This window comes from Sediminibacterium sp. GW821-FHT12F12 (genome assembly GCF_058806635.1).
The window spans coordinates 62,616-88,899 of the sequence record NZ_JBXAPW010000006.1 but is presented as its reverse complement, the minus strand read 5'-3'; the positions used below and the strand labels follow the sequence as shown (position 1 = coordinate 88,899).

Genomic DNA, 26,284 nt, shown 5'->3' with positions numbered 1-26,284 from the left:
AAAATCCAGCAAATAATACTCATTCCGATCATTGCAGCGAAAGGTTTTGGTTTATCCATCTATCCAAAATCACTCTGATGTAATTTTTGTACACCCTTTCTATCCGTCGTCAACCTATCCCACCATTCACATAAAACAAAAATACGGCGCTTGCTATTGGCATAAGTTCGCGAAAAGACTTATGGACAATATAACGCCCCAGGAGATCAGGATAGAAAACAGTACCCTCGCAGATATCACAGAGATTTATCGTCTGTACCGGCTTGCTGCCGAATACCAACGGTCTAAAAAAAAGGTTGTTGTCTGGCCAGAGTTTGCCAGAGAGTTAGTAGAAACAGAAATTAAAGAGAACCGGCAATGGAAAATGCTGATCAACAACCAGATTGCCTGCAGTTGGGTAACCACTTTCAGCGATGAACAGATCTGGGAAGAAAGAAATGCAGATCCTTCCGTTTATATCCATCGTATAGCCACCAATCCGATGTTCAGAGGTAACAACTTTGTATTCAGGATCGTACCCTGGGCAAAAATGTATGCCCAAGCCAATGGTAAACAATATGTCAGACTGGATACGCTGGATAACAATACCCGCCTCATCCGTCATTACCAGGATGCTGGTTTCCAATTTCTGGGTATGTTCGATCTGAAAAATACCGATGGATTACCGGATCATTACCACAATGTGCCTGCCTGCCTCTTCCAGATCAAAGTGGATTGAAGAATTCTTTCGATGATCGATGGATTGACCTTAGGTCTTTACCATCAGGCTTTTATAACAGATGGTAAACTGGAGCGCATCTGTTCAAATAATACGGGAAATTTCCCCTATTTCAGACTGACGGGTTGATGTAGTTTTACCCTGGATATGGAATGATATCTATCATGCCCCCTGTACCCGGTAAACGCATAAACAGGTCATTCTTATGAAACCGTTGCTACTGATAAAGCTTGTTGCCTTGTTGTTAGTTGTCATTTTGATCATGATGATCAGCGGCACTTATTTCTATTATTCTTCTGCCAGATCTGCCAGCCCTACAACACTTTACGATGAGGAAGCCGGTATCAGACAGGCCGAAGCAACTGATTATGAAAATTGTATTGTTCTCCGGGAAAATGAAATCATCAGAATGTCAGGGCAGGATCGGGTTCCGCTCTCCTATCACCAGATGGCAACGGTGCTTAGAACCGATACCGCCCGTATCCGGGAAGCTTCTTTTAGAATCATTATTACCAGAGAAATTGATTACCAGCAACTCTCTGATGTTCTCTTACTAATGCCACAACTGAATAGTCAGCAATACGAGGTACTGAAACAATGATCCCTTTATTTTTTTTTATAAAAATCAATCCAACATTAACGTCTTGTGCTATTGGATCATTCAAGGTTTATTTGATTAGTAGAAAAAAAATTACCCTCACAGGGTGTTCGATGAAAAATTTATAGTCAGTCCCTGTAAACGGGCCTCTTTTTGTTCGGTGCCGAGCGAAGGCGAGGGCAGACAAAATGATGCGTAGCATCCCGCTAAAAGCGGGAGCAGAAGAAAAAACAGTCCCGCCATCGGCGGGACCGTGAGCGACAAATGTTTTCGAGTTGCCGGGTGTTTGATTTTTAATACAACACGTACAACATTACTTCTTTACCCGCTCCATTTTCAGACAAATTCATTTCCGCCGAATTACACAACTGGTCTGAATTACCCATCAGCGGCAAAGCACATCACATAAATATGTGAGCGCTTTACTTCATTCGCAAAACTTATGTGAAATCAATACTGTATTGCATTTCAGAGCATCTGGCTTGTTAAATTTGTTGTCTGTAAATCGAATTATCAACCCAAAACGAAACCATTTTATGAAAACATTTCTTGTAGCATTGGCAGTTAGTATCAGCACAATGGCATTCTCACAAGCAGACAAATTGTATCTCCACAACGGCAAAACGGTTGAAGGCAGTGTGGTACGTAATACAGAATTTACCGTAATCTATAAATATGTAAATGAAGATGCAGAACAAACCATCAGCAAATACGCAGTAGAAAAAATCGTGTATGGTAAAAGCGGCCGTACAGAAACGGTTAGTCCTAAAATCACCATCAATTCTGAAGATGACTGGGCCAACGTAATGATACTGGAAGACAATGCGGCTTCTGCCGGTCTTACCAAAATTGGCGAAATACGAGGCAAAACCAGTCTTATCAATTACCGAACTGCTGCCGGCAGTGATAAAAAAGCGGAAGAAAAATTAAAAAAGGAAGCGGCCAAACAGGGATGCCAGTTTGTGATCATGACTTCTGATAAAGACGCAGGTCTGCAATCCAACGGTAGCAGAAGCTGGGGAGGTATCCAGTCGATCAAAAAAGGGATCGGGTATAAATATTAATCTGTATCAGAGATTATAGGAAACTATCATTGATTATCCTTCTTTCTCTGTTTGCACTATCTGCACGGCTGATGCCAAAACAGAAATAGAATTAATCGCTCATAAGCCTAAGCAGGTTTTATACGCATCTGTATTTACGTCTCTGTAGCTTCCCTTTTCCATGTATCAAAAGGAGCTACAGAGATTTTTTACTGTCGCTACCTGACCGAAATCATGTTCTATCTACCAAAAACTGGGTAGCTTAGCCATATGAAAAGATGGTTTCTGTTCGTGGCATTACTCTGTTTCCTGCAGACCCATGCGCAAAACAGTTCCGACACAGCCACCGGCGATTGGCAGGCGGGGATGGAACTGGATGTGCTGCCCTTTGCGCTGGGTGGCTATTTTGGTGCCAGCTGGATCGGGAGAGACCAGGTTCGGTTCCGGCTCTTAACGGCAAAAGTGAACAAACCGGATTTTACTACAAACAGCGCTTTTACCCATCACCAGCTGAATGCATATGCGCTGGTAGCCGATTATTTTCTTAAACCCGGCTGGCGGGGCTGGTGGGTTGGTGCAGGACCTGTTTTCTGGCAAAGCTCCATCATCAGTAAAAGCAGTGGTACAGAGGCTTCTTTCTTTAACTGGCTGTTCAACGGAAGCGTTGGGTATCAATACCGGATCAAAAAACGGATCTATATTTCTCCCTGGGCAGGACTCAGTTTACGTTTTGCAGGTAATAAAAACGTCCTGGTGGGAACTGAATACTATACTTTACCTCTCTTTAACCCGGAAGTTTCTGTAAAATTCGGATTCATATTATAGATGCTGTTCGCAAACCCTGTTTCAGTTATTTCTCCAATACTGTTTTCTCTTATAACAGATTGATCTATTTAAATAATGAATGGGGCTGGATAATAGGCCTCTGCCGCTACGCCGGAATCAATTTCTTTTCGGGAGGAGGAAAATAGGCAGTTTCAAATAACCCATGCGATTAAAGACAATAGGATCAAAATTCTTTGGGTGTCTGCACAACACCCAGCAGAATGGTACCGAGACTGATGGGCAATAACAGCAGATGTATCCAGGTAAATCCACCGTACAGAATATGGGTTAGTGTAAGAAAAGAGGCAAAAATGCCCAGCATAATGACCAGGTAAGGGAACAGTCTGTTTTGGGTGTAGATACAACGTAAGGTAATCAATCCAAAAACACCGAGCATGCAGAAAAGAATCCAGCCTAAAACGGTATAATTGCTGAATAAGGAACCAGAGATCATTTCTTCCGGAAAAGGGAAAAGAATATTCAACTTGTTTTGCGGAACAATCATCCGGAGACCACGCACAAGGCCAACGATGCTGATAATACTGACTAACAGTACGGAAAGTATCCGGTCTCTTTTCATAGGATGGCTAAATCTATTTAAAGTTTTGATTATTGCAAAATCTTAAACAATACGGCTTACACTGTAAAGGTTATTTGTATATTCAGATAGTATTTATCTAACCAAATTGTCTGCCTTGAAAAGATTACTATCCCTGGATTTTATGCGGGGACTCATCATGGTACTGCTGGTATTGGAGAGTGCCGGCTTATATGAAAGCCTGTTGGCCGCTACTGAAAATTCTATTCTTTATAGCCTGGTACAACAGTTCTTTCATCATCCCTGGAACGGACTCCGGTTCTGGGATCTGGTGCAACCCGCATTCATGTTTATGGCGGGGGTATCGATGGCCTATTCTTTAACACGGCAGAAAGAAGCCGGGCTGGATTGGGTGCATCGTTTCCGCAAAACCCTGAAACGCTGTGGCTGGTTATTCTTCTGGGGGGTATTGGATTATGCTGTTCGGAAAACCGGCCTCTCTTTTGAATTATGGGATGTATTAACCCAGCTCTCTTTTACTACACTGGTAGCATTTCTGATTTTTGAATGCAAAACTGTAACACAGATCCTGGTATGTGCCGGGTTACTGTTGCTGACAGAAGTTTTGTATCGCTGTACCCATATTCCCGGTTTTGACCAACCCTTTACTGACCAGCATAATTTTGGTAATTATGTAGACTGGTTACTGATGCATAAGATCAATCAAGGCGGTTGGGTAGCTATCAATTGTATACCCACAGCGGTGCATACGGTTGCCGGTGCCCTGGTTGGAAAAATGCTGCTGCAAAACAGTAATAAAATGATCCGCAACCTACTGATATGGTCTGCACTATGCCTCGCAGCTGGTTTCGCATTGGATGCGGCTGGTATCACACCCATCATTAAACGGATTGCCACCAGTTCATTTGTGCTGGCATCACTGGGTTGGTGTCTGGCCGGACTGGCAGCCTGTTATTGGTGGATCGATATACAGGATCATCGCAAATACCTTCTTTTTTTTACCGTTGTAGGCATGAACTCATTGTTTATTTATCTTTTTATAGAGATCGTGGCCAACCGCTGGTTCACCGGGTATATCAGCGCTATCAGTAATGGTGTATTATCCTGGGTATCTACCCCCGAATCGGTTAGCCATATCCTGTCGGCGCTCTGTGTATTCTCCCTCGAATGGGGACTCTGTTATTTCCTTTACCGGAAAAAGATCTTCTTAAAGATCTAACACCTTCCGTATTGTGGAATAACCAGTAAAATTCGGTTGCCTGACAGGGGCTTTGTATATTAGGATTCTAATCAACACTTATGAAAACATCCAGCAGAAGAAAATTCCTGGCCACCACTACCCTACTCGGTACCGGATTGGCGGCAACTGCATTACCGGTAACAGCGGCAGCCAACAAACAATTGGTTCATCATGTTTTTTTCTGGTTAAAGAATCCCGAGTCTAAAGAAGACCGCGATAAACTGGTGGAGGGATTACATACCCTTGCCAAAATTGAGACAATCCGTAAGCTGCATGTAGGTGTACTGGCCAGTACCGAAAAACGCGATGTGGTAGATACCAGCTGGCAGGTTTCTGAACTGATGTTTTTTGATGATCTGGCCGGACAGGCAACCTACCAATCTCATCCGTTGCATCTTGCCTTTATTAAAAACTACAGTCACCTATGGGCCAAGGTAGTGGTGTACGATGCCATGGAAGCCTGATCTAACACATACTAAACTTTATCTATCATTTAAACCATCTAATATGTCTTCAATTCCATCACATACAGCTGATCAAACACGCCGCCGCTTTTTACAGCAATCCGCTTTTACCACCTTGGGTATCCTGTTAGCAGGGCGCAACGCTTTTGCAGGCAATATTACAGTACCATTTACCTCTGGTACCATACAGGGTGTTCAGGTGGGCGTAATTACCTACTCCTTCCGCAGTCTGCCGGGCAGTGCTGAGCAGATTTTGAAATATTGCCAGGAAGCAGGTGTAACGGCAATAGAGTTGATGGGCGACTCGATCGAAGACTATGCAGGCAAACCTGCCAACCCGGTTAAGTTTCCACCCAGGGTGCCCGGGCAACCTATGAAACTGACTGATGAACAAAAAGCTCAACTGGCGGCTTACCAGCAACAGGTAGCCGAATGGCGGGCAAGTGTACCGATGGATAAGTTCAGGGAGATCCGTAAAATGTACCAGCAAGCCGGCATCAGTATCTACGCATTCAAACCCAATGCTTTGAACAGCAATAATACAGATGCGGAAATCAGCTATGCCTTACGTGCAGCCAAAGCGCTGGGTGCCAACTCTGTAACGGTTGAATTACCTGCCGATCCCGCACATTCAAAAAGGTTGGGCGATATTGCTGCCAAAGAAAAAGTATATATCGGCTACCACGCCCATACACAGGCCACAGATACGGCATGGGATACAGCACTGGCACAATCACACTACAATTCCATGAACCTTGACTGCGGGCACTATATTGCCGCCGGTGGTAACAATACCAAAGAGAGTCTGTTGAAACTGATTGAAGACAAACATGACAGGATTACCAGTATGCACCTCAAAGACAGAAAAACCAAAGCCAACGGTGGTGCCAATGTTGCCTGGGGAAATGGAGATACACCCATCCGTGAGATTCTGCAACTGCTGAAAGAAAAAAAATACAAAATACCGGTTACCATCGAACTGGAATATGATATTCCCGTGGGTTCAGATGCCATCAAAGAAACAGCTATCTGTTTGGCATATGCTAAAAAAATACTGGAAGGTTAATCCTTCCGGCACCGTTTTCTTTTTATTCTTTTGTAATCCTGAGGGTACGGAAATAAGCTTCCGTACCCACGCCAATCCACAATGCTACTGCACCCGTGCTGACACCTTTTTTAAGATCAGTCACAATAAGGCATGGCTCTGACGCATCATTTACATACAGGCGCGCATAACGATCTTTTACAACAATTTTCACTTTTGTCCATTCACCTGGCACCAGATCAACATAAGATTCATATACACCGGGATTTTCTTTGCGCAAACGCTGCCAGGTATATTCCGGCTCAGATATATATTGTGTGCTATGATTACGTCTCAGTTGATCTTCTGCCCTGCCATTGGCGGGACGGAGGTAAAAGCAGTCAAACCTCCTGAGACTATCCGATCCTTCTACCCGAAAAGCAATGCCTACAAACCCGCGGTTACTGGTATCAGTATCAGGCAACCGGTCGCCCGACAGTTCCACCTCAATGGTTCCATTGGTGAATGAACTGTTTTGCAGAATTGCCAGTTCATGCGTGTATCTTGTTTTTTTCAATCCGGTCATGCGGATAGCGTCTTTGCCTTTATAGGTTACTGCCTGCAGGTTCACTGAAACAGGTTGCAATTGCTTCAGCAATAAAGAGGATTCCTGCGCAAAGAGTTGACCGGTAATCAGACAGGATATAAAACATATAATTCTTTTCATGAAATCATCATTTGTAATATTAAAAATAGCCCGGTTTTTTGTGGTTGTTTATTCGCTGTACGTGTATTTGACGAATGGGCATTTTCCGCTGTCTGCGGCAAAAAATACGCCCCGGGGAACCGGGGCGTCTGTTTGTACTACAACCATTACTCACACCTTAGTGTGACTGTACCACTTTCTTGATACCGTAGCTTCGGTTAATGGTGAAGCCCAGTGAAAAATTTCCTTTTTTAAAGTCGTTTTGATTGGCAGATAACTGTGTTGAGTTCAGTGAACTGGTGGTACTGGTGAGATAAAACTGGAAGATGTGGCCGCCTGTATCCCAGTCTAAACCAAGTGATACCAGATCTGGTACATAGTTCACAGCCGATGCACCTTCATCCAGCAGGTTTTTATATCCGTTCAATTGTCTGGAATACTCAAATGTGAGTGCAGTTTTAGCGGATAATTTGTACCGTCCGCCCATCCCTATATTGAAAATATTATTGGTATTCCTGATACCATAGGGTATATGGTTATAATGGATCAGAGATGGGATCAGTTGCAGCGATAATTTATCGTTGAACTTACGTCCGATCAGCAACTGGTGAACATAGGAAAAACGGTTCCAGGTAAGATCATCCGGACTGGGGCCATCAGATGCATCCACGCTTGCGAGGGCAAAATAATCGACGGTAACCGGGATATTCCTTTTTCCGGTTTGCTGGCGCATCAGGCGGAATTTACCCCAAGTCTCATACCTTGAATTACCTGTCATGGCAAAACCAACATTCATCCAATCCAGAAAAGAATAATCAAAAGACAGATACGTAGTGGCTACACCCGAGTTAAAACCAAACATCTGTGCCAGGTTCTGCCAGCCTTTTCCCTCATTCCAGAAATTGGGGAAGTGGTGACTAATCATGAACTGGAGATTGCCTTTCCCTGTCATCTCTATGCTCTGCATATTGATAATGCGGGTAGATTTGAAAGTTGCAGTAGTGAAATTTTGTTTCACTTTAGATGCATCTTCTTGTATGAGACCTCCCAGCAGGTCATCCTGAGCATTAGCCGTCAGAAACAGACTGCAGGCTATCAGTAGGAAGGATACTATTTTTTTCATAATCGTTTATTTTGGAGGTCAATTTAATGGGAACGAAATGTTAGCCACCAGCGGGGTTTCATCTGCCAGTTTGGGTTTTACCAGACCAGGAATATCAATATTGTATTCTTCTGCTTTGATCTTGAATACACAGTTGAATATGGCAGTTTTACCTTTTACTTCCAGTTTAACCGGTGAGGAGAAATTTTTGGTAACACCATGCAGGGTGATCTGTCCGTCGGAAGAGATATTGTACACCCCGTCTTTGGTCAGCATATCTTTATTAAACCCAATCAATTTACCCTTATATGTAGCGTTCGGAAATTTATCTGAATGCAGGTAGTTATCATTAAAATGCTCTTCCAGCAAGGCATTGTTAAAATGGAAGGTTTTCATAGGCACCAGTAAGGCTACTTCGCTGGTTTCTGCTTTCAGCACAGCCGTAGCTTCTTTACTATTGGATGCGTAGTCTTTTTTGCTCTGGTCCTTATTCGGGTTAAAGAAAATATTTCCGTCTCTTGTTTTATAGGTCTGGGCGTTGGTAAATCCTGCTGCACAGCATATCACGAAAAGTAGCAGTGTTATTTTTTTCATCTTGTAAAGTTTAATTGTGTTGAGTAATGGGTTGAATTATTGTGGTAGTCCTTGTGCGATCCAGGCAAGGAAAGTAGCGGTAGTGGTTCCATCCAGGCTCATAGCGCCGCCTTTATGTCCACTGGCGCCTGCACTGGCCATGATCTTGCTCAGATCTGCTTTTGTTTTGGCCATATAGGCATAGTCCAGTGTGGGGCCGAGACCACCATGGCAGGAACTTCCTTTACAAACTGTTTTGTATATGGGAACAATATTCACAGCGTAAGAAACCGGGCCGGTAATGGGTGGGGGAACATAATTGTCTTTACCCCCCTGTGCAATCCAGGCTTTGATCAGCGCTGTTTGTGAAGCACTGAAATAAATACTGCCTTCTCCGGGGTGTTCTTTACCCCCTGCCATATCGGCAAATACACCTGACCTCGCAAGAATAGCTCCATAGTAGATAGTGTCTTTCACAGAGAACTGGATAGCCCGTGTGGTACCATTGTTGTGGCAGCCACAGGCACCGGAAGTAACAATCGGCACAATATCATCCCTGAAAGAAACATTGGTCAGGGATTGGGCCGTTGGCTGTGAAATGTCTTTTTTATTATTGTAACAGGCAGTGAACAGTAAGATCCCGCCCAGCACTGATAGTATTAAAATTCGTTTATTCATAACCTTTGTTTTTGTGGTGGAGGTTTATTTTTTTACTATGTTTCCTGATTTCCTGTATTTAAAAATACCTGTACCGTCGGCACCCCATTTCCATACATCCGGAATATTGGGATCGGCAAAATACCAGCCGCGGATAATGGCGATCTCTGATGGTTTTAAACCTCCATCGCCATAAGCCATATCGCCCTGATGGTTGGCAGCAAACACTTTGGTTCTGGGGTTAGCCAGTACTATGGTTGAATCTATCCGTGACAGCAATGAGCTGGTTGCATTCAGGTAATCGCCTTTCACATAATAGTTTTTACCGCCTGATGTAAATACAACAGAAGAATTGGATCTTACCGATTTAGGATACACGGCATCAAGCAGGATATCGTCATAACTGTTCAGTGGTCCACGGGTACTGCTGGCAGAAACCGGTGTAGCAAATATTTTATAAGGTCGGAAACTGGCATTGGCCAAAGTATCTGCATAAAACTTACGTACACTGTCTTTATAAGCACCCCATACCTGTGATAGTTTGGGTTCTTTCAATTGTGCATATAAAGTAATGGCACCAGTAGCAGGGTTAATATAACTATAGGTACTGGTATCTGCAGACGTAACGGCCAATAAACCCTTTCTTGCCCAGGCACCTGTAGCGGTGGCCTGGTTATGGCAGTTGGCAGAACCACATCCGATCGTAATTAAGGGAATCGCCGCAGTGCGGTAATCAACCAGGGTGGGTTTTTCCATGGCTCCGTTTTTGATCCAGTTATAGATGATCGATTTTTCCGAAACAGTCAGATCAACCCCATAATTTACAGGAGGCATCGCTTTCTGAAAATCACTGGTGGTAATCAGTTGGTATAGCTGACTGGCTTCCGGATTACCGGGAACTACCATACTTAACACACTGGCATAATCGTTCAGATAGGGTTTTACACCAGTTCCACCATGACAACTGGCAGATACACAGTTGTTATTGATAATGGTCTGTACACTTTTGCTAACCACCACATCGTTCACATCCGGCTTAGTGTCTGCATAAGGCACAATATTGGTTTCGTAGAAGGGTGAAAAAATGGTTGAATCGGGCGTGTTTACCAATGCCCGCGAAACCGTAACCGCATTGGCTCCTTCTTTCTTACACTGTACCAGCAAAACCGCCAGTAGCAGCAGACCGAGTAGGCTGAGTAAGTTGTTGGGTTTGAAAATCTTTCTTTTCATATTCGCTGTTTTAGTAGATGGGTGGGAAATAAACCGGAGATTGTCCGTTTACCGTGGGAAATCTTGTATTTCGAGTGTAAAACTATCTGCATCTGCATGACAAAAACATGACAGTAGGCATTTTGATTTATGATTTAAATCATAAAAGCATTTGATAACCGTCATACAAAGCCCGGGTAAGCCGGAAGAACTTTGCTAAGCAAACCTATTATCGTACCTCTACCTGATCATTATGAAAAAGAAAATCTTACTCTCGCTGGCCGCAATCATTATCATCTTTGGTGTTTGGGCTGTTTTTAACCAGGAAAAATTCACCCAGATGGTGGTTGACCTGGGAATGGCCATGACCTCCTCTGTCAAACACCGCAACCCTGCAGATGAAAAAGCCAAATTTGAAATAACGGCTGCCGATTTTTCTGCCGCCTTTAAAACCAATGCCGCCGAAGCAACTACGAAATACATCAACCAGACTGTACTGATCGATGGCGAGATCAGTGCGATTTCCGGCGTAACCGTATCCCTGAATAATATTGCCTGCAATATTGACTCTACACAGGCAGGCAGGATCAAAGACCTGCAGGTAGGATCTAAGATTAAATTACAAGGACTGGTAGTGGGTTATAACGACCTGATGGAAGAGGTATCCATGGCCCAATGCACAATTAAATAAGTGCCGCAAGTAACTGCATAAAAAAAGGAACTTCCACGGAAGTTCCTTTTTTTATGCAAGCTGGTCAGTCTTACTGTTTATTCTGTTTGGCCCGTTGCATAGGATTGGTAGCCGGTGCGGTTGTTTGTCCGGCACCCGGCCCTACAAATCCGATCTGTGTCTGTTTGAACAGCGAGAATTTAGACGGCATTTCTTTCACCGGCCATTGCCCGTTGGCTTCATTGATATCAGCCGTTTCGCGGAATGGATCCAGCTTAATTGCGGCCACTTCTTTATCCTTCACAAATACTTTGGATACTTTCTCTTCATTCAGTAACCAGATACTCACAGGAATCCTGTCTGTTTCCTTACTGCCATCCTTAAAGGTCCACTCTACAATTACCGGCATCACCATACCACCTTTGTTAGAGAACTGCAGTTCGTAGAAATACTTGTCTTTCCATTTGGTCAGGTTCTCATTATCAATCGTGGCCTTGTACGCTGCATCCTTCTGCTGGTTAGCCTGCTGCTGGTTGTAAACTGCATCGGCATTACGGTTGTAATAGTAAAAGTCTCGCAGACTGGTATCCGTATCTACATAAAACTGCATCGATTTATCATCCTTGTTACGCAAACGGTTCAGGTCGTTGAACACGGCGATACCGTTGGGTGTGGTAGACAATGCATCATCTACCTTAAACACTTTTACACTATCAATAGAAATATCCACCGGATCGGTACCGAAATACCAGCCGCGCCAGAACCAGTCAAGGTCTACCCCACTGGCGTCTTCAATGGTGCGGAACAGATCAGATGGTGTAGGATGTTTGAACGCCCAGCGCCTGGCATATTCGCGGAAAGCAAAATCAAAGAGTTCTCTTCCCAGAATGGTCTCACGCAGGATATTCAGCCCCGTAGCGGCTTTGGCATAGGCATTCGGGCCTACTTTACTCACAGCATCCCCCTTGGTCATGATCGGCTCCAGTTCGTTCTTGGGCAAACGCATGTAATCTGTGATCAGGTGCGCCGGTCCCCGTCCGGAAGGATAATCGGCATCAAATTCTCTTTCTGTCAGAAACTGGCAGAAAGTATTCAGTCCCTCATCCATCCACCACCACTGGCGTTCATCGCTGTTCACGATCATGGGAAAGAAATTATGCCCTACTTCGTGAATGGTTACACCAATACAGGAGTATTTAGCCGCTTCTGTATAGGTTCCGTCAGAGGCTGCGCGGCCGGGATTCATGGCCAGCATGGGGTATTCCATACCTATAGCCGCTTCTACAGACTGTGCCACCGGATAGGGATAAGGAACGGTGTATTTTGAATAGGTTTTGATAGTGTGCGCTGTGGCTTTGGTAGAGTATTTACGATAAATCGGATAAGCTTCCTTACCATAGTAACTCATACACATTACTTTCCTGCCATCTATATATACCGGCATGGCATCCCATACCAAACGACGGCTGGTATTAAAAGCTACATCGCGTACATTATCCGCTTTGAAGATCCATGTTTTTTTGGCCGATGATTTTGTTTTGGATTTTTCGAGTGCCTCTGCCAGCGTCACGATCTCCACCACATCTTTGGCCTGCTGCGCTTCCTGCCAGCGCTGGAATTCTTTGGCGCTCATTACCTGCTTGTAATTGAGGCATTCGCCGGTAGCGGCCACCACATGATCGGCAGGTACGGTAATTTTGAGATTGAAATTGCCAAAGTTCAGTGCAAATTCTGCACCGCTTCTGAACTGCAGGTGCTGCCAACCTTTAAAATCGCTGTACACGGCCATCCTGGGATAAAACTGGGCAATGGAGTACAGTATATTACCATCTTCCGCAAAATACTCATAACCACCACGGCCGTAACGGGTTAATTTATCAGGTACTTTGTAATTCCAGTCAATGCTGAATACGATTTTTTGCCCGGGTTTAAGGGGTTCTGCCAGATCTATCCGCATCATGGTTTTTACCAGGGTATATTTCAGGGCTTTACCGGTAGCATCCACCACTTTCGTGAGGTTCAGTCCATATCCATCCAGTCTGCGCCAGGGCTCCAGCGAATTCAGTTGCTGGTCATTCATCCGGTCCTGCATTTTACTTTGATTATCCCTGTTCACATCTGCATCCGGTTTGTGAAAGTTCTCATCCAGCTGCAACCAGAGATAAGTCAGGTTATCGGGAGAGTTATTATAGTAGGTAATTGTTTCCGACCCGGTGATCTTGTTATTGGGTTCGTCCAGTTCTACGGCAATATCATAGTCGGCCCGCTGCTGCCAGTAACGGGGGCCGGGAGCACCGCTGGCGGTTCTGTATTCATTGGGCGATTGTAAGAGATAATCCAGTTCCTCAAACCGGTTGGCATGATTGGAACCCGGATTGTGTTGTAATAACTGAGCCTGACTTTGCATACCCAGCAATAACAGAAAACAAAAAGTAAAAATTCGCATGGTATTGATTTTTTGGGAACTTAAATGTACGGCATGCCCCTATAATTCAGCGGGCTTTTTGTATTTTACAATACCAGTGGGGAAAAACAAGCAGAACGGGTGAAAAACTGATAAAGCTTAGTTTCAAACCTTACGAAAATCATTTTTTGTTAGCATATCGCAACGGAGATTTGCAGTAAATAAAATCGAACAGAATGGTTTCTTATTCAACAGCCGAAGAGGCACTCGGAATTATCGCCAGTAAACAAAGGGTATTTGTACATGGCAGTGCCTGCACCCCCCTGTACCTGATGCGTAAACTGGCCGAGCAGGCCAACAGGTTACGGGATGTAGAATTGGTTTTTATTACGGTACTGGGCGATATTGAAGTACAGAAGCCGCAATACCAGGATAGTTTCCATATCAACTGTATGTTTGTTTCTGCCCCCATCAGAGAGGCCGTTAGCGAAGGCAGGGCCGATTATATTCCCGTTTTCCTGAGCGATATTCCCGATCTCTTTAATAAACGCATCTTAACCATTGATGTGGCACTGGTGCAGGTTTCTCCCCCGGACATTCATGGATACTGTTCTCTGGGTACTTCTGTGGATATTGCCCGTTCTGCGGTGAATATGGCCAAATATGTAGTTGCCCAGGTGAACCCGAAAGTTCCCCGTACACATGGTGATGGATTGATCCATATCTCCCGTTTCTCCAGAATGGTTTACCATGAAGAGGATCTGCCGGAAGTAAATTATGGTGCGAATACCACAGAGAATGAAATGGCTATCGGCAGGCATATCGCCGGTATGATCGAAGATGGTAGTACCCTGCAGATGGGCATCGGAACCATCCCTGATGCGGTGCTCAAATCACTTACCAACCATAAAAACCTTGGCATCCATACAGAAATGCTGAGTGATGGCGTGATCGATCTTTTTGAATCAGGTGTCATCAATAACAGCCTGAAAAAAATTCACCCCCACAAAGCCGTTACCGGTTTTGCTGCCGGCACACGCCGTCTATATGATTATGTGGATGATAATCCCGCCATCAACTTCCTAGATATCGATTATGTCAATAATCCACACGTGATCCGCCGTAACCCCAATATGGTGGCCATCAATAGTGCTATTGAAGTGGATCTGACTGGCCAGGTATGTTCAGACAGTATCGGTTCTTTACAATACAGTGGTATCGGCGGACAAATGGATTTTATGCGTGGCGCCGCACTAAGCGAAGGCGGTAAACCCATTATTGCCTTAACAAGCCGCACCCATAAAGGTGTACCACGAATTGTACCGCATCTGAAAGATTTTGCGGGAGTAGTTACCACCCGCGGACATATACACTATGTGGTTACGGAATTTGGCGTTGCCTATCTGTATGGCAAAAACCTGCGCCAGCGGGCCAAGGCGTTGATCGACATTTCTCATCCAGACGATCAGGAAGAACTGACCAAGGCCTGTTATGAACGTTTCAAAAAATTCTGGTAACCCGGTACACGATATGACAGAAAGCGAGGGAATCTCAAAATAGATTAAACGTGCTGAGAATTGTGTAAATGAGAACTTTCTCCTGCACCTTACCGAATCAAGAAAGCGGTTGTGTTTATCGCTGCATGTGTTTATTTGATTTTTGTGAAGTAATATTTTGCAGGATCTGTGGAATCATCCACTAATACCAGGGAGTCCTTTATTAACCTATCAACCACATAAGCATTGGAAGTGCCGTTTTTTTCGAGAAAGTGTAAAATATAAGTGGAATCTCCCAAAACGGACTTTACGCGATACCAATCTATGACAGTATCCGTTGTTATTACACCTTGAAACTCCTGTACGATTCTTGTATCCCCGTCAAATGTCCAATAATGATGATATTGATCACGCTGGTTGACACACGCTCCACACCCCCCTCCATAGATGTAATGTAATTGCCACTTACCTTGCAAATAAAAGTTTATAATCGGCAGGGACTTATTGCGCAATATCAGCGTATCAGGTCTTTTCTCAGGAATAAAGTCCGGCTCAATTTTGGAGCAGGAAATCATAAGATAAAACAATATGCTGCTCCCTACCAAAATCATCTTTTTCATAAAGCAGTTTTTTTTAAATCATATCTTCTATATAAACTATTGTCAAGTTTAGTTTGCCGCAAATTTGTGAGTAGATTCCCATAAACCATTCACCTACTTTCCACTCACGATTAACTTAACACGATATTAGTTCCTTCATTTAAAAAATTCTCAAACGAATACCTGAGAACAAAAAGCTGGAATACGATTTAGAATAGGCACTTCCCCGCTCATAATTATAAAACCCATGTCTATACCCAAGTTCAATGCCAAATTTTCCGATACAATAACATAGATTTAGCTTTGCCTGAACATCAATAACATCATTTCCGGCATGATAGATATGAGATATAGCAGATTCATATTTATCATTCGTACCGATTACAATTGCAGAAGCCTGTTCTTCAGCACGGCCAACTTGTTTCAACATGACAATTCCGCCATCAATATCAAGTTTATGACGTGTTTTAGGCAAATGGAATCTTTTGCCTATCAACACCCCTAAGAAGATCATATGGTTAGTTAGCTTAGCTGTTCCAACGGATGGTAATATCTGAGTTGACGCAGATTGCAGGTTAATCCACTTCATATCTTTTTGGCTTACTCTTTGCTCAAAACCTGTTTCAAAAGTCCAGATCCTGTTTCGTTTTGAAATTGCCCTATAAGCAAGATTGAACGAGTAGCTAAATGCGACTTTATTACCTCGTGGATTATTTGGGTAAATAGATTCTGGAATATCCAATCTAAATGTGTTTACATTTAACATGCTATAGAATGGTTCTGACTGATTATCGTCCGGGATGTTATGATCATATTTAAAGAGACCGGCATTGACACCAACAAATAGTTGCCTTTCCTGAGAATTACATTCAGCAGCCCCCCCAATTAATATTGGAAGCAATAAGTTTATTTTCATTCCCTTACGGAACGATGTTAATAACATACTCATTAAAGTACCCATATGTTTTATTCAGAGCTGGAATGTTCCAATAATTATATGCATACCATCCGTTGTAGTTGGTTGTAGTCCACAATTCTTGCCATCCCCAATTCATATGAAAAAACAAATATGTTGTACCAGCCAAAGATCCATCCAGGCAGTAGGACATCTGAGATTGTTGATAGCCGTCACACACCCATGCATGGCCTGTACCTGTTGGAATATTCAAAGTAGAATTCCAATCTGAATGTCCCAATAAGATAACGGGCCTATTATTATTCAAATCCGCTACTACATTTAAGTAACTAGATGGTCCATACATCCCATGGGAAGCATTAGAATAACTAAAATAGGCTCCTTTTAGTGCATTTTCAATTTTTTCAGCATCCGATTGTGCACTTAATAGAGTTCCTGCGAACCAAATTTCTATGCCCGGGTATGATCCATCGCAATGGTATTGCATACCGATTGAGTTTCCAGCATCAACCATAAGTTTCCTAACATTTAAGTTACCATAGTTTACTGGCATGGAGGTAAAGTTATAATTCGTACCGAAATCATGGCTAACAGATGGACTTTGATAATATCTAATAACTTGTGCCATAGCAGTAGCAACACATCCTGTAGGAGGATAACCATTGCCATTGGAACAGCTTGCTCCTGAAATCAGTTCGTTATACGAATCCAGTTGTCCCCATTCAACAGGTAAAAAAGGGCCTGCAGTTGTTGTAATAACATTGGAATAATTTGGATTATCTGTACAAGGATCTGTATCTGGATTTATCACATTACTTTTAACTTGCAAGTTTCTTATTTGTTTTTGAACTTCAGGAGAAAGTGTTTTAAAATAGTGCTGCCAGCCAGCCATTGCTTGCTTTAGGTTGTCTACTTTTTTCTTCCTAACCATTTCAAATTGCATGACAGTAGTTCTCAACCATTTCTGAGCACCTACAGGCAGGCTATCTCTAATAAAACTACCTTTAGGGATATAAGCTAAAACAGGCATCATTGCCGAATCAGCTGAAATATAAATATGGCCAAGTTTATTTGCATATGAAAATACATACATTGCAGGCACTCCTTCTTGATCATAAATGATGCATCGAGAGCCAATTTTTTGTTTTTCCACTTCGCTGAAAATCGGCAATTCATTTTTATTAATCGACTTCCCATTGACTTGTTTCAGTACGCTATTTTGACTACCTGCTTTATTTGGGTTAAACATTGACGGAGAAAAATTTTCAGCTATCAATTGGGCAATTTCAACAGAAACAATTCTAGGCTTATAATCTCCTGAGTTATTTACCGCCCGCATTTCCGCCTCTTTTTTTGAACAGGAAATGATTGTTACTAAAATTGTAAAAGCATAGGCCCCTTTTTTAATCCGGAAGTCATATTGAGTTGTTTTGGTGTAATGGTTATGAAAAACAAAGGGGGCTAAAACAGGGGGGACTTGTTTGTGATATTAAAAATAAGAACTTATCTCAAAAGTTGCACATTTTAATATGACATGTCATATTGTCGAGTTGAACATTTGATTTTCAATCTTGTAGCTCGTTAACAAATGGCCCACATTATTGATTATGTACTTTTGAGATAAACTCTGATTTAAGTTGAAATAGCGCAAAACTTCAATTTTCGATACCCAGATACCCATTAAAAACTCAACTCGAACGATATATAAAGAGGGCAGATAATGTTATCATCTGCCCTCTTTATATCCTATTCAAACAGCGTACTACCGTCGCTTACCGCTACATGTATTTTTTCTGGAGGTTATACAACACACTCCTGTCAATATCATTGAGCTGCCGGGTGGTGTCCTGCAGGAAATGCCTTTTAAAGGAGCGTATGGCAGCAGTGGTATCTTTCACATCATATCCCACAATGCGTAAAGCCTGGATCGGATTGAATCCGGCAGGTACTTCTTCCCTGTTCTCATCAAACCATAACCCAAAGCCTTTCTCAGCCAGTTTCTTCCAGGGAAAACGGAAGTTGGGATCATTTTTTCGGGTGGGTGCAATATCTCCATGCCCGATAAAATTAGCGGTAGGGATCGTGTAGTCTTTTTTGAGTTTCGCCAATACGCTGATCAGGCTATTTAACTGTAAACTGTCAAAAGGTTCAAAGCCATTATTATCCAGCTCAATCCCTATCGAAGAGGAATTGATATCAATCAGGTTACCCCAACGGCTCACACCGGCATGCTGTGCGCGCAGATAATCACTTAACATGTGGTGTACTGTTCCATCTTTACAGATCACATAATGCGCACTTACCGCCGTTCTCTTCAGCGTAAAAGTTTGTAAGGTCTGCTCACAGGAATTCTGGGCAGTATGATGTATGATCACAAAATTGGGTTTGCGGATGCCAAAATTGGTAGTACCTACCCAATAAGGCGGTTGCTGGATGGTGTCGTTGAGAGGATTGGAAGGCTCCATCCGCAGTTGTTTGGCAAATGCCCTGGTCTGCTGGCGGTACACTTTATTGGTGGCGCTATAGGGCCTGGGACTGCAACCATCTATCAGCAGCAAAAAAAGCGCTGCCATCGACAAAAAAGTTATTTTTTGATACATAACCGGAACGTAGATTTTGCCTAAAGATATTACTCACTGTCAGATATAAATCAAAACCAGCCGCCTATCTTTGAAATAAACAAAGTTGCACATGTCTTTACATCTAGGCAGAACCAGTTTCGGAAACAGTGCCAATACAGGCAATGTATTAACGCGCGAAGAAGCCCTGGCACTTTTCAGCAATTGGGTATTGAACCCCAAATTACAGGTACACATGCAGCAGGTAGGTTACCTCATGAAATGCTGGGCAGCAGAAAAAGAACAGCTGAACGAAGCCGGCCAGTGGAAATGGGAAATGGCGGGATTGTTGCACGATGCCGACTGGGATCAATGGCCCGACCTGCATTGCAAAAAGATTATTGAAGAACTGGAGAACAGGAATATTGATCCCGAGATCATTCGCGCCATTGCTTCGCATGGACATCTGCATTTTGGCGTAGAACCGATAACGCAAATGGATAAAATGTTATATGCATTTGATGAGTTGTCTGGCCTCATTCATGCATATTCACTCATGCGCCCCGGTGGGTATGAGGGTATGGATGTGAAGGGCGTTAAGAAAAGGCTGAAAGAAAAATCCTTTGCTGCCAATGTATCCAGAGAAGATATCCAGGATGCCTGCACCCGCGCATCCATCGAGCTGGATGAATTGATCGCTTTTATCATTCCCCGTCAGGCTGCGATTACAGCGGCTTTATAAACTTTCAGTCATGAAAAAACAGCTCCTGCTTGTCCTGCTCCTGTCACTATCCGGATTTATTTCCGCGCAGGAAATATTGTCTGTAAAAGAGCAGTCCCGAGTAACAGATGAAATACTGGCCGACAGGCTCAATAACCTGCTGCCGCAACTGATGGAGCGGGAGAAAATTGATATGTGGGTGATCATTTCCCGCGAATACAATGAAGATCCTGTGATCAAAACCTTCCTTCCCGCCACCTGGCTGGCGGCCCGCAGAAGAACCATACTGGTATTTTTCCGCGATACCATTAAAGACAGTTTTGAAAAATTAGCTATCGCGAGATATAATGTAGGCGACCAGATCAAAGCCGCCTGGGATATGGAAAAATATCCTGATCAATGGGATGCGCTGGTAAATATTATCAAAGAAAGAAAACCACAAAAAATTGCCCTAAACTATTCTGTCGATTATGGACATGCAGATGGACTAACTTATACGGAACAGAAACAGTTCACAGAAAAACTGCCTGTTTTGTATAGGCAAAGAATACAGTCGGCCGAAAAATTAGCAGTGGCCTGGCTCGAAACTCGCACCGAACAGGAAATACACTTATACCCGCAACTGGTGCAGCTCACACACGCTATTATTGAAGAAGGTTTTTCAGAAAAAGTGATCATGCCGGGTGTAACCACCACCGATGATGTGGTATGGTGGTTCCGGCAGAAAATCCGTAACCTCGGACTGGATACATGGTTCCACACCTCTGTAGCGGTACAAAGAAAAGATGCGGAAAATTTTGAACACCTGCGTGCTTTCTCCAACCGGCCGAAAGAAGAAGTGATCCTTCCCGGAGATCTGTTACATGTAGATATCGGTATTACTTACCTCCGTCTGAATACTGATGTACAGCAACATGCCTATGTGCTGCTTCCCGGCGAAACAGAAGCGCCCGCTTCTATCCGGCAGGCATTCGCAAAAGCCAACCGGTTACAGGATATCCTCACTTCGCAGTTTGTGTTGCATAAAACAGGCAACCAGATCTTAGCCGATGCATTGGCGCAGGCCGCAAAAGAAAATATAGAAGCCAGCATTTATACCCATCCGATCGGTTTTCATGGCCATGCTGCCGGGCCTACCATTGGCATGTGGGATCAGCAGAAAGGAGTACCTGGTTCCGGCGATTTTCCCTTGCATGCCAATACAGCCTATTCCATCGAGCTAAATGCTGCCTCTACCATTCCTGAATGGAAGAAATCAATCCGGATCATGCTGGAAGAAGATGGAGTGTTTACAGGTAAAGATTTCAGGTATATCAACGGCAGACAAAAAAATCTGCTTCTCATCCCCCGACAGCGAAACACATTGGGAAATTAATCCAGTTACAATCTTTTTCTATGAACACAGACCCGGAATTTCTTTCAGCTGCCTATTGGGATGAACGCTATCGTCAACAGCAAACCGGTTGGGATATCGGTGCGGCTTCCGGTCCAATAAAAACATATATAGACCAACTAACAGATAAAACACAACGCATATTAATACCCGGTGCCGGTAATGCCTACGAAGCGGTTTATCTCGCTGAAAAAGGTTTTACATCCATCACCATCATCGATATATCAACTGTATTGACCAGTCAATTACAGGAAAAGCTGGGCAACCGGTATCCGTCCATTACCATTCTGACAGGTGATTTTTTTGAACTGGAGGGAACATTTGACCTGATTCTCGAACAGACTTTTTTCTGCGCTTTAGATCCCTCTCTCAGGATAGATTATATACGGAAAATGAAATCGCTGCTCTCAGGCAACGGTACACTGGCGGGCCTGCTCTTCAACCGGGAATTTGAACAATCTCCGCCCTTCGGCGGAAATTCTGAAATGTACAGGCAACTATTTTCATCCGCCTTCCGTATGTTATTGCTGGAGCCATGTTACAATTCCATCCCGGCACGTGCGGGTACCGAATTGTTTTTCATAGCCAAGCCATAAAAAACACCCTTATTTCTAACCTTAAACTATCCTGGAAATGGAAAGAAGACAATTTTTGGGTAACCTCTCCGGTCCCGTTTTAGCTGCCTGTGCCGTATGTATGGGCGCCTGTAGTAAAGGTGGAGACTCCTCTACACCCGGCACCGGTGCTGTTGTTACCCCTCCGGCCAATGCGAATATAACCGTAAACCTCGCTACCAATCTTTTATCAGTAGGCTCATCCGTTGTGCAGGATGGCGTGATCATTGTTAGACTGGCAACAGGCAACACCCCTTCTTCTTTCACAGCTGTACAGGTAGCCTGCACACATGAAGGAACTTCCATCAACTTCAATTCAGCTTCCAACCAGTTTGTTTGTCCGAACCACGGATCAACTTTTAATACATCAGGTGGTGTAACACTGGGGCCAGCCGCCAAAGCGTTGAAACAGTATACAGTAAGTATTACCGGATCTACCTTAACAGTAACCGGCTAAACAGTTTTCTTTGCCGGCAGGAACCGGCTATCGTTTATACAAGCGGTTCCTGCTGGCTTAAACAATGGAAACTGCCCAGTCCCCAGATAATATCGGTAGAGTCAATGCCCACCACTTCCCTGTCTTTGAAGCAGCTGGTAATGATTTGTAAGGCCTTGTCATCTTTATTACAATTAAACACAGGCACGATCACATGTTGGTTGCTGATATAGAAATTGGCATAAGAAGCCGGTAAACGCTGGTCTTCATAAATCACTTCATCAGGCATAGGTAATTCAACAATATTCAGCTGTTTGCCATTCAGCAAACGCATCTGTTGTAATTGTTTCAGATTGGTCTGTAACAGGTCGTGATTCTCGTCATTCACATTTTCCTCTACTACAGTGATCACAGTATCCTCGTTTACAAACCGAACAGTATCATCAATATGTCCGTCGGTATCATCCCCCACAATGCCTTCCTCCACCCATAATACCTGCTCTGCTCCGTAATAGTTGCAGAGATATTCTTCGATCTGCCCCTGGTGTAAATGCGGATTCCTGTTTTTATTCAGCAAACAGGCGGTTGATGTTAGTATGGTTCCCTTGCCGTTGAATTCAACAGAACCTCCCTCCATTACAATCCCCGGGTAATACACCGGTATATCAAACTGTTTACCAATCAGGGTTGGAATTACATCATCCAGCTCATACGGAGGATACTTGTTTCCCCAGGCATTGTAGTTCCAGTCTACAATTACCTTCTTCACATCAGCAGCTGGATTGATCAGAAATGCAGGACCGTGATCACGGCACCAGGCATCATTGGTGGGATGCAGAAAAAACTGCACTTTCGTCAGATCCACGCCAGCTTTCAGTAAATGCTGGGTAGCGGCTGTTTTCATCGCTTCATCCACCACATTAATTCTTACCAGCTCACTGGCAGTAAGATATTTTACAAACAGGCTGTAATTCGGATAAATGCTCTCGATTTTCCCGGGCCAGCTGGCTTCCTTATGCGGCCAGCTTAACCAGGTGGCTTCGTGTTTGGCAAATTCAGCAGGGAAATAATATCCGGATTCTTTGGGAGTCTTCATGCGCATGTCTTTTCGATGTGGATAGCTGTATCTCCCTGCTATGGATCACTGTTTCTTTTAACACAGAGACACGGAGTAACAGAGTAGCACAGAAAAATAATTAGTCTTCGTCGATAAATCGTTTGGTGATAGGCTGATAGGAATCGATCCTTCGGTCGCGCAGAAAGGGCCAATGGGTTCTGTAACGGTCCGTTTTGGCAGTATCAATCTCTACTACCATCACTTCTTCCTCCACATGCGAGGCTTTGTACAAAAGGGTCCCGAAGGGGTTACTAACAAAAGAACCTCCCCAGAATTTCATGGCTCCGTTCTGTTCAAAGCCAACCCTGTTCACACTTACCACGTGTACGCCATTGGCAACGGCATGGCTGCGCTGAATGGTTTGCCAGGCATTGTATTGTTCTGTATTGGTGGCTTCATCCTGTGAAGTGGCCCAGCCGATAGCAGTTGGGTAAAACAGGATCTCCGCACCCATCAAAGCCGTGATTCTTGCCGCTTCCGGATACCATTGATCCCAACAGATCAGCACACCCAGTGTGGCATATTTTGTCTTGAAAATTTTATAACCCAGATCGCCCGGCGTAAAATAAAATTTTTCAAAGTAAGCGGGATCATCAGGGATATGCATTTTGCGGTATTTGCCGAGATAGGCTCCATCCGCATCAATCACCGCTGTTGTGTTATGATATAAACCCTGTGTTCGCTTTTCAAACAAAGAAGCAATGATCACCACATTCAGTTCCTTAGCCAAAGCTCCCAATGTATCCGTTGTGGCACCCGGAATAACTTCCGCCAGATTGAAATTTTCATAATCTTCCACATCACAGAAATAAAGGGAAGTGAATAATTCCTGCAAACAAACGATCTGCGCGCCCTTGGCAGCAGCTTCACGTACTTTTTCCATGGCCTTCGCCAGGTTTGCCTTGGGATCGGCAGAACAACTCATCTGTACCAGCCCTGTTTTTACAATTGCCATAGTCTACTATTTCTTTAAATACCTGTTGGTTAGGTTGGATTCTGTATAAATGCGTCAAAGTTTTTCACGCCTACTGTTTTCTCTGTATAAAATCCTTCTGCATAGGCCACTCCTATCCTTTTACCCATCATCAATGCTCTTGCCTTCACGGTTTCGAGGAATTGGGAAGAGGAAATATAGGTTTGCGGTTCATTCAGATCAGGATTGAAAAACTGGGTCGAATAAGCCAGTACCGATTCCATTTTCTGATCCATATACGCAGAAATATCCACCACAAAAGAAGGTTGGATAAAGCGGTCCTGGATATAATGAAATACATAGGACGGTTTCCAGATATCCTGTAATTGACCCTCTTCCAAGGTTTCAATTTTACGGAGTCCGGATAAAAAAGCCGCATCGGCCACCAGTTTGGCACTTCTGCCATGATCCGGGTGCCTGTCTTCAAATGCATTGGCCAAAATAATTTCAGGCCGGTATTTGCGGATAGCGGTTATCACTTTCCGCTGGTTGGTTTCATCGTTCTGGAAAAAACCATCTGCCATACCCAGGTTCTCCCTTATCTGTACCCCAAGAATAGCAGCCGCTTTCGTTGCTTCCTCTTTGCGGGTCTCAATGGTTCCTCTTGTACCCAATTCTCCCCTGGTAAGGTCTATAATACCTACTTTTTTGCCCTCCGCCAAAGCGGCCAGCAAGGTACCGGAGCAGCCCAGTTCCACATCATCGGGGTGTACGCCAAAGGCAAGTATATCCAATTTCATATTTCGTTTTTATCGTTGGCAAAGGTAATGTTTACCACGGTTCTGTCAACAGCAAAGCCGGAACGGCTGTTCCGGCTTTGCTGGATTACTGATTAACCCAACCCAGGATCAGTAATAATATTTGATGGTTTCTTCCACCGGCTGTCCGCCACTCAGATAAGTCATTTTTTTAGTTACAGGGTTGCCTGCATTGTTATAGGTATAGGCAAACGTAAACTCGGTTAATTTACCGCTTCTTTCATCTTTTGTGACCAGCTTACCCACATTCTTTGTTGCCATCGGTACCTGGTACAGGTAAAGAAAGCGGCTGATCGGATCTGTCGGGTTGGCTTTCCCATCGTAATCAAGATGTTCGATCGAAAAATCTTTGATCGGCGCCATGGTCTGGGGGTCAAAGGAATAACTTACTTCCTGTTTCAGGTTGCCATCGGCATAGTAGAAATACTCGAGCTTCGAACTCAGCTGGTAACCTGGTGTATTGATACCAAGGCGGAAATACTCCTCAACCAACGATAATTTACCATTTTGGTATTCGTAAAACCGATAATCCTCTTTCACCCCTCCTTTAAAATGCAGTACTGCCTCTAACCGGCCTGTAATATATTTATATTCATAAGTCTCTCCGTTGTTATCTGTTATACGTGTCACTTTGTTATTGGCATCATATTCAAACTGATGGATCTCATTATAAGGAAAGGGTACCACATAATGGTTAACGATCTTACTGATCAACCCCTGGCTATTATAATAGATCGAATCATACGCGCCATCCTGGTATTCCAGTTTGGTTAATTTTCCGGCAACGGGAGCAGGTTCTATAGGAGTAACAGGATTTTTTCTGCAGGAAACCATGGTCAACAGGAGCATGGAACAGCTCACTAAAACGGTCAATCTTTTCATTGTCTTCATATTAATACTGTAAATAATGC

At 43.7% G+C, this 26,284-nt stretch carries 28 protein-coding genes; 13 read left to right on the top strand and 15 right to left on the bottom strand.

Translation table 11 applies throughout. The features are described from left to right. Positions 1-181: 181 nt before the first annotated feature. From AC1RNB_RS10750 to AC1RNB_RS10735, 4 genes are all read left to right on the top strand, one after another. Positions 182-718: a GNAT family N-acetyltransferase gene (locus AC1RNB_RS10750; protein WP_493082676.1), complete on the top strand. Its 537-nt coding sequence runs from the start codon at positions 182-184 to the stop codon at positions 716-718. A gap of 205 nt (positions 719-923) precedes the next feature. Further along, positions 924-1,319, top strand: a complete 396-nt coding sequence (locus tag AC1RNB_RS10745; RefSeq protein ID WP_493082675.1) for a hypothetical protein — start codon at positions 924-926, stop codon at positions 1,317-1,319. 533 nt (positions 1,320-1,852) lie between these two features. After that, positions 1,853-2,380, top strand: a complete 528-nt coding sequence (locus AC1RNB_RS10740; protein WP_493082674.1) for a hypothetical protein — start codon at positions 1,853-1,855, stop codon at positions 2,378-2,380. A 249-nt stretch (positions 2,381-2,629) separates the two neighbouring features. Beyond that, a complete protein-coding gene (locus AC1RNB_RS10735) occupies positions 2,630-3,184 on the top strand; it encodes a hypothetical protein (RefSeq protein WP_493082673.1) in 555 nt (184 codons plus the stop codon). Between the two features lie 184 nt (positions 3,185-3,368). Here the strand turns inward: AC1RNB_RS10735 and AC1RNB_RS10730 are convergent, their stop codons facing one another. Further along, the gene (locus AC1RNB_RS10730; RefSeq protein WP_493082672.1) at positions 3,369-3,764 is read right to left on the bottom strand and encodes a hypothetical protein; all 396 of its coding nucleotides are present in this window, start codon (positions 3,762-3,764) and stop codon (positions 3,369-3,371) included. A 115-nt stretch (positions 3,765-3,879) separates the two neighbouring features. On the opposite strand from AC1RNB_RS10730, the gene AC1RNB_RS10725 reads away from it, so the two are divergent. The 3 genes from AC1RNB_RS10725 to AC1RNB_RS10715 all read left to right on the top strand — a co-directional run bounded on the left by AC1RNB_RS10725 (position 3,880) and on the right by AC1RNB_RS10715 (position 6,513). Further along, positions 3,880-4,962 (top strand): acyltransferase family protein, encoded by a 1,083-nt coding sequence (locus AC1RNB_RS10725; protein WP_493082671.1) that lies wholly within the window; start codon positions 3,880-3,882, stop codon positions 4,960-4,962. An 80-nt stretch (positions 4,963-5,042) separates the two neighbouring features. Further along, positions 5,043-5,447, top strand: coding sequence for a Dabb family protein (locus AC1RNB_RS10720; RefSeq protein WP_493082670.1), 405 nt, complete (start codon positions 5,043-5,045; stop codon positions 5,445-5,447). A 43-nt stretch (positions 5,448-5,490) separates the two neighbouring features. Continuing rightward, positions 5,491-6,513: a sugar phosphate isomerase/epimerase family protein gene (locus tag AC1RNB_RS10715; protein ID WP_493082669.1), complete on the top strand. Its 1,023-nt coding sequence runs from the start codon at positions 5,491-5,493 to the stop codon at positions 6,511-6,513. Positions 6,514-6,535: 22 nt separating this feature from the next. Here AC1RNB_RS10715 and AC1RNB_RS10710 read toward each other — a convergent pair whose 3' ends face one another. The 5 genes from AC1RNB_RS10710 to AC1RNB_RS10690 form a co-directional block, all read right to left on the bottom strand. Beyond that, complete coding sequence (locus AC1RNB_RS10710; protein ID WP_493082668.1) at positions 6,536-7,198, bottom strand: LamG domain-containing protein; 663 nt, start codon at positions 7,196-7,198, stop codon at positions 6,536-6,538. 157 nt (positions 7,199-7,355) lie between these two features. Then, positions 7,356-8,300: a DUF5777 family beta-barrel protein gene (locus AC1RNB_RS10705; RefSeq protein WP_493082667.1), complete on the bottom strand. Its 945-nt coding sequence runs from the start codon at positions 8,298-8,300 to the stop codon at positions 7,356-7,358. Positions 8,301-8,318: 18 nt separating this feature from the next. Beyond that, on the bottom strand, positions 8,319-8,873 hold the full coding sequence (locus AC1RNB_RS10700; protein ID WP_493082666.1) for a YceI family protein: 555 nt from the start codon (positions 8,871-8,873) through the stop codon (positions 8,319-8,321). A 36-nt stretch (positions 8,874-8,909) separates the two neighbouring features. After that, a complete protein-coding gene (locus AC1RNB_RS10695; RefSeq protein WP_493082665.1) occupies positions 8,910-9,530 on the bottom strand; it encodes a hypothetical protein in 621 nt (206 codons plus the stop codon). 24 nt (positions 9,531-9,554) lie between these two features. Next, positions 9,555-10,739, bottom strand: a complete 1,185-nt coding sequence (locus tag AC1RNB_RS10690) for a hypothetical protein (protein ID WP_493082664.1) — start codon at positions 10,737-10,739, stop codon at positions 9,555-9,557. Positions 10,740-10,971: 232 nt separating this feature from the next. Here AC1RNB_RS10690 and AC1RNB_RS10685 point away from each other — a divergent pair, with 232 nt between their 5' ends. Further along, positions 10,972-11,409, top strand: coding sequence for an OB-fold protein (locus AC1RNB_RS10685; RefSeq protein ID WP_493082663.1), 438 nt, complete (start codon positions 10,972-10,974; stop codon positions 11,407-11,409). 70 nt (positions 11,410-11,479) lie between these two features. Here the strand turns inward: AC1RNB_RS10685 and AC1RNB_RS10680 are convergent, their stop codons facing one another. Then, positions 11,480-13,834, bottom strand: a complete 2,355-nt coding sequence (locus AC1RNB_RS10680) for a M1 family metallopeptidase (RefSeq protein ID WP_493082662.1) — start codon at positions 13,832-13,834, stop codon at positions 11,480-11,482. Positions 13,835-14,028: 194 nt separating this feature from the next. Here AC1RNB_RS10680 and AC1RNB_RS10675 point away from each other — a divergent pair, with 194 nt between their 5' ends. After that, complete coding sequence (locus tag AC1RNB_RS10675; RefSeq protein ID WP_493082661.1) at positions 14,029-15,309, top strand: acetyl-CoA hydrolase/transferase family protein; 1,281 nt, start codon at positions 14,029-14,031, stop codon at positions 15,307-15,309. A 131-nt stretch (positions 15,310-15,440) separates the two neighbouring features. Here the strand turns inward: AC1RNB_RS10675 and AC1RNB_RS10670 are convergent, their stop codons facing one another. The 4 genes from AC1RNB_RS10670 to AC1RNB_RS10655 all read right to left on the bottom strand — a co-directional run bounded on the left by AC1RNB_RS10670 (position 15,441) and on the right by AC1RNB_RS10655 (position 19,376). Then, on the bottom strand, positions 15,441-15,908 hold the full coding sequence (locus AC1RNB_RS10670) for a hypothetical protein (RefSeq protein ID WP_493082660.1): 468 nt from the start codon (positions 15,906-15,908) through the stop codon (positions 15,441-15,443). Positions 15,909-16,047: 139 nt separating this feature from the next. Further along, positions 16,048-16,836 carry a hypothetical protein gene (locus tag AC1RNB_RS10665; RefSeq protein WP_493082659.1) on the bottom strand — a complete coding sequence of 263 codons (789 nt, stop codon included), beginning with the start codon at positions 16,834-16,836 and terminating at the stop codon, positions 16,048-16,050. Further along, a complete protein-coding gene (locus AC1RNB_RS10660) occupies positions 16,808-18,142 on the bottom strand; it encodes a C10 family peptidase (RefSeq protein WP_493082658.1) in 1,335 nt (444 codons plus the stop codon). Before AC1RNB_RS10660 ends, AC1RNB_RS10665 begins: the two co-directional genes overlap by 29 nt. Positions 18,143-18,581: 439 nt before the next feature. After that, positions 18,582-19,376: an N-acetylmuramoyl-L-alanine amidase gene (locus AC1RNB_RS10655; protein ID WP_493082657.1), complete on the bottom strand. Its 795-nt coding sequence runs from the start codon at positions 19,374-19,376 to the stop codon at positions 18,582-18,584. Between the two features lie 118 nt (positions 19,377-19,494). Here AC1RNB_RS10655 and AC1RNB_RS10650 point away from each other — a divergent pair, with 118 nt between their 5' ends. Genes AC1RNB_RS10650 through AC1RNB_RS10635 form a run of 4 tightly spaced genes read left to right on the top strand, consistent with a single transcriptional unit; the run spans position 19,495 to position 22,546 of the window. Next, positions 19,495-20,103 (top strand): HD domain-containing protein, encoded by a 609-nt coding sequence (locus AC1RNB_RS10650; protein WP_493082656.1) that lies wholly within the window; start codon positions 19,495-19,497, stop codon positions 20,101-20,103. Positions 20,104-20,113: 10 nt separating this feature from the next. Further along, positions 20,114-21,457, top strand: a complete 1,344-nt coding sequence (locus AC1RNB_RS10645; protein WP_493082655.1) for a M24 family metallopeptidase — start codon at positions 20,114-20,116, stop codon at positions 21,455-21,457. Positions 21,458-21,477: 20 nt separating this feature from the next. Then, positions 21,478-22,071: a methyltransferase domain-containing protein gene (locus AC1RNB_RS10640; protein ID WP_493082654.1), complete on the top strand. Its 594-nt coding sequence runs from the start codon at positions 21,478-21,480 to the stop codon at positions 22,069-22,071. A 37-nt stretch (positions 22,072-22,108) separates the two neighbouring features. Continuing rightward, positions 22,109-22,546, top strand: a complete 438-nt coding sequence (locus AC1RNB_RS10635) for a QcrA and Rieske domain-containing protein (RefSeq protein ID WP_493082653.1) — start codon at positions 22,109-22,111, stop codon at positions 22,544-22,546. Between the two features lie 34 nt (positions 22,547-22,580). Here the strand turns inward: AC1RNB_RS10635 and AC1RNB_RS10630 are convergent, their stop codons facing one another. From AC1RNB_RS10630 to AC1RNB_RS10615, 4 genes are all read right to left on the bottom strand, one after another. Next, complete coding sequence (locus AC1RNB_RS10630) at positions 22,581-23,621, bottom strand: agmatine deiminase family protein (RefSeq protein ID WP_493082652.1); 1,041 nt, start codon at positions 23,619-23,621, stop codon at positions 22,581-22,583. A 100-nt stretch (positions 23,622-23,721) separates the two neighbouring features. After that, on the bottom strand, positions 23,722-24,597 hold the full coding sequence (locus tag AC1RNB_RS10625) for a carbon-nitrogen hydrolase (protein WP_493082651.1): 876 nt from the start codon (positions 24,595-24,597) through the stop codon (positions 23,722-23,724). A 29-nt stretch (positions 24,598-24,626) separates the two neighbouring features. Continuing rightward, positions 24,627-25,355, bottom strand: a complete 729-nt coding sequence (gene bshB1, locus AC1RNB_RS10620) for a bacillithiol biosynthesis deacetylase BshB1 (protein ID WP_493082650.1) — start codon at positions 25,353-25,355, stop codon at positions 24,627-24,629. Between the two features lie 108 nt (positions 25,356-25,463). After that, positions 25,464-26,255: a hypothetical protein gene (locus AC1RNB_RS10615; protein WP_493082649.1), complete on the bottom strand. Its 792-nt coding sequence runs from the start codon at positions 26,253-26,255 to the stop codon at positions 25,464-25,466. Positions 26,256-26,284 lie beyond the last annotated feature (29 nt).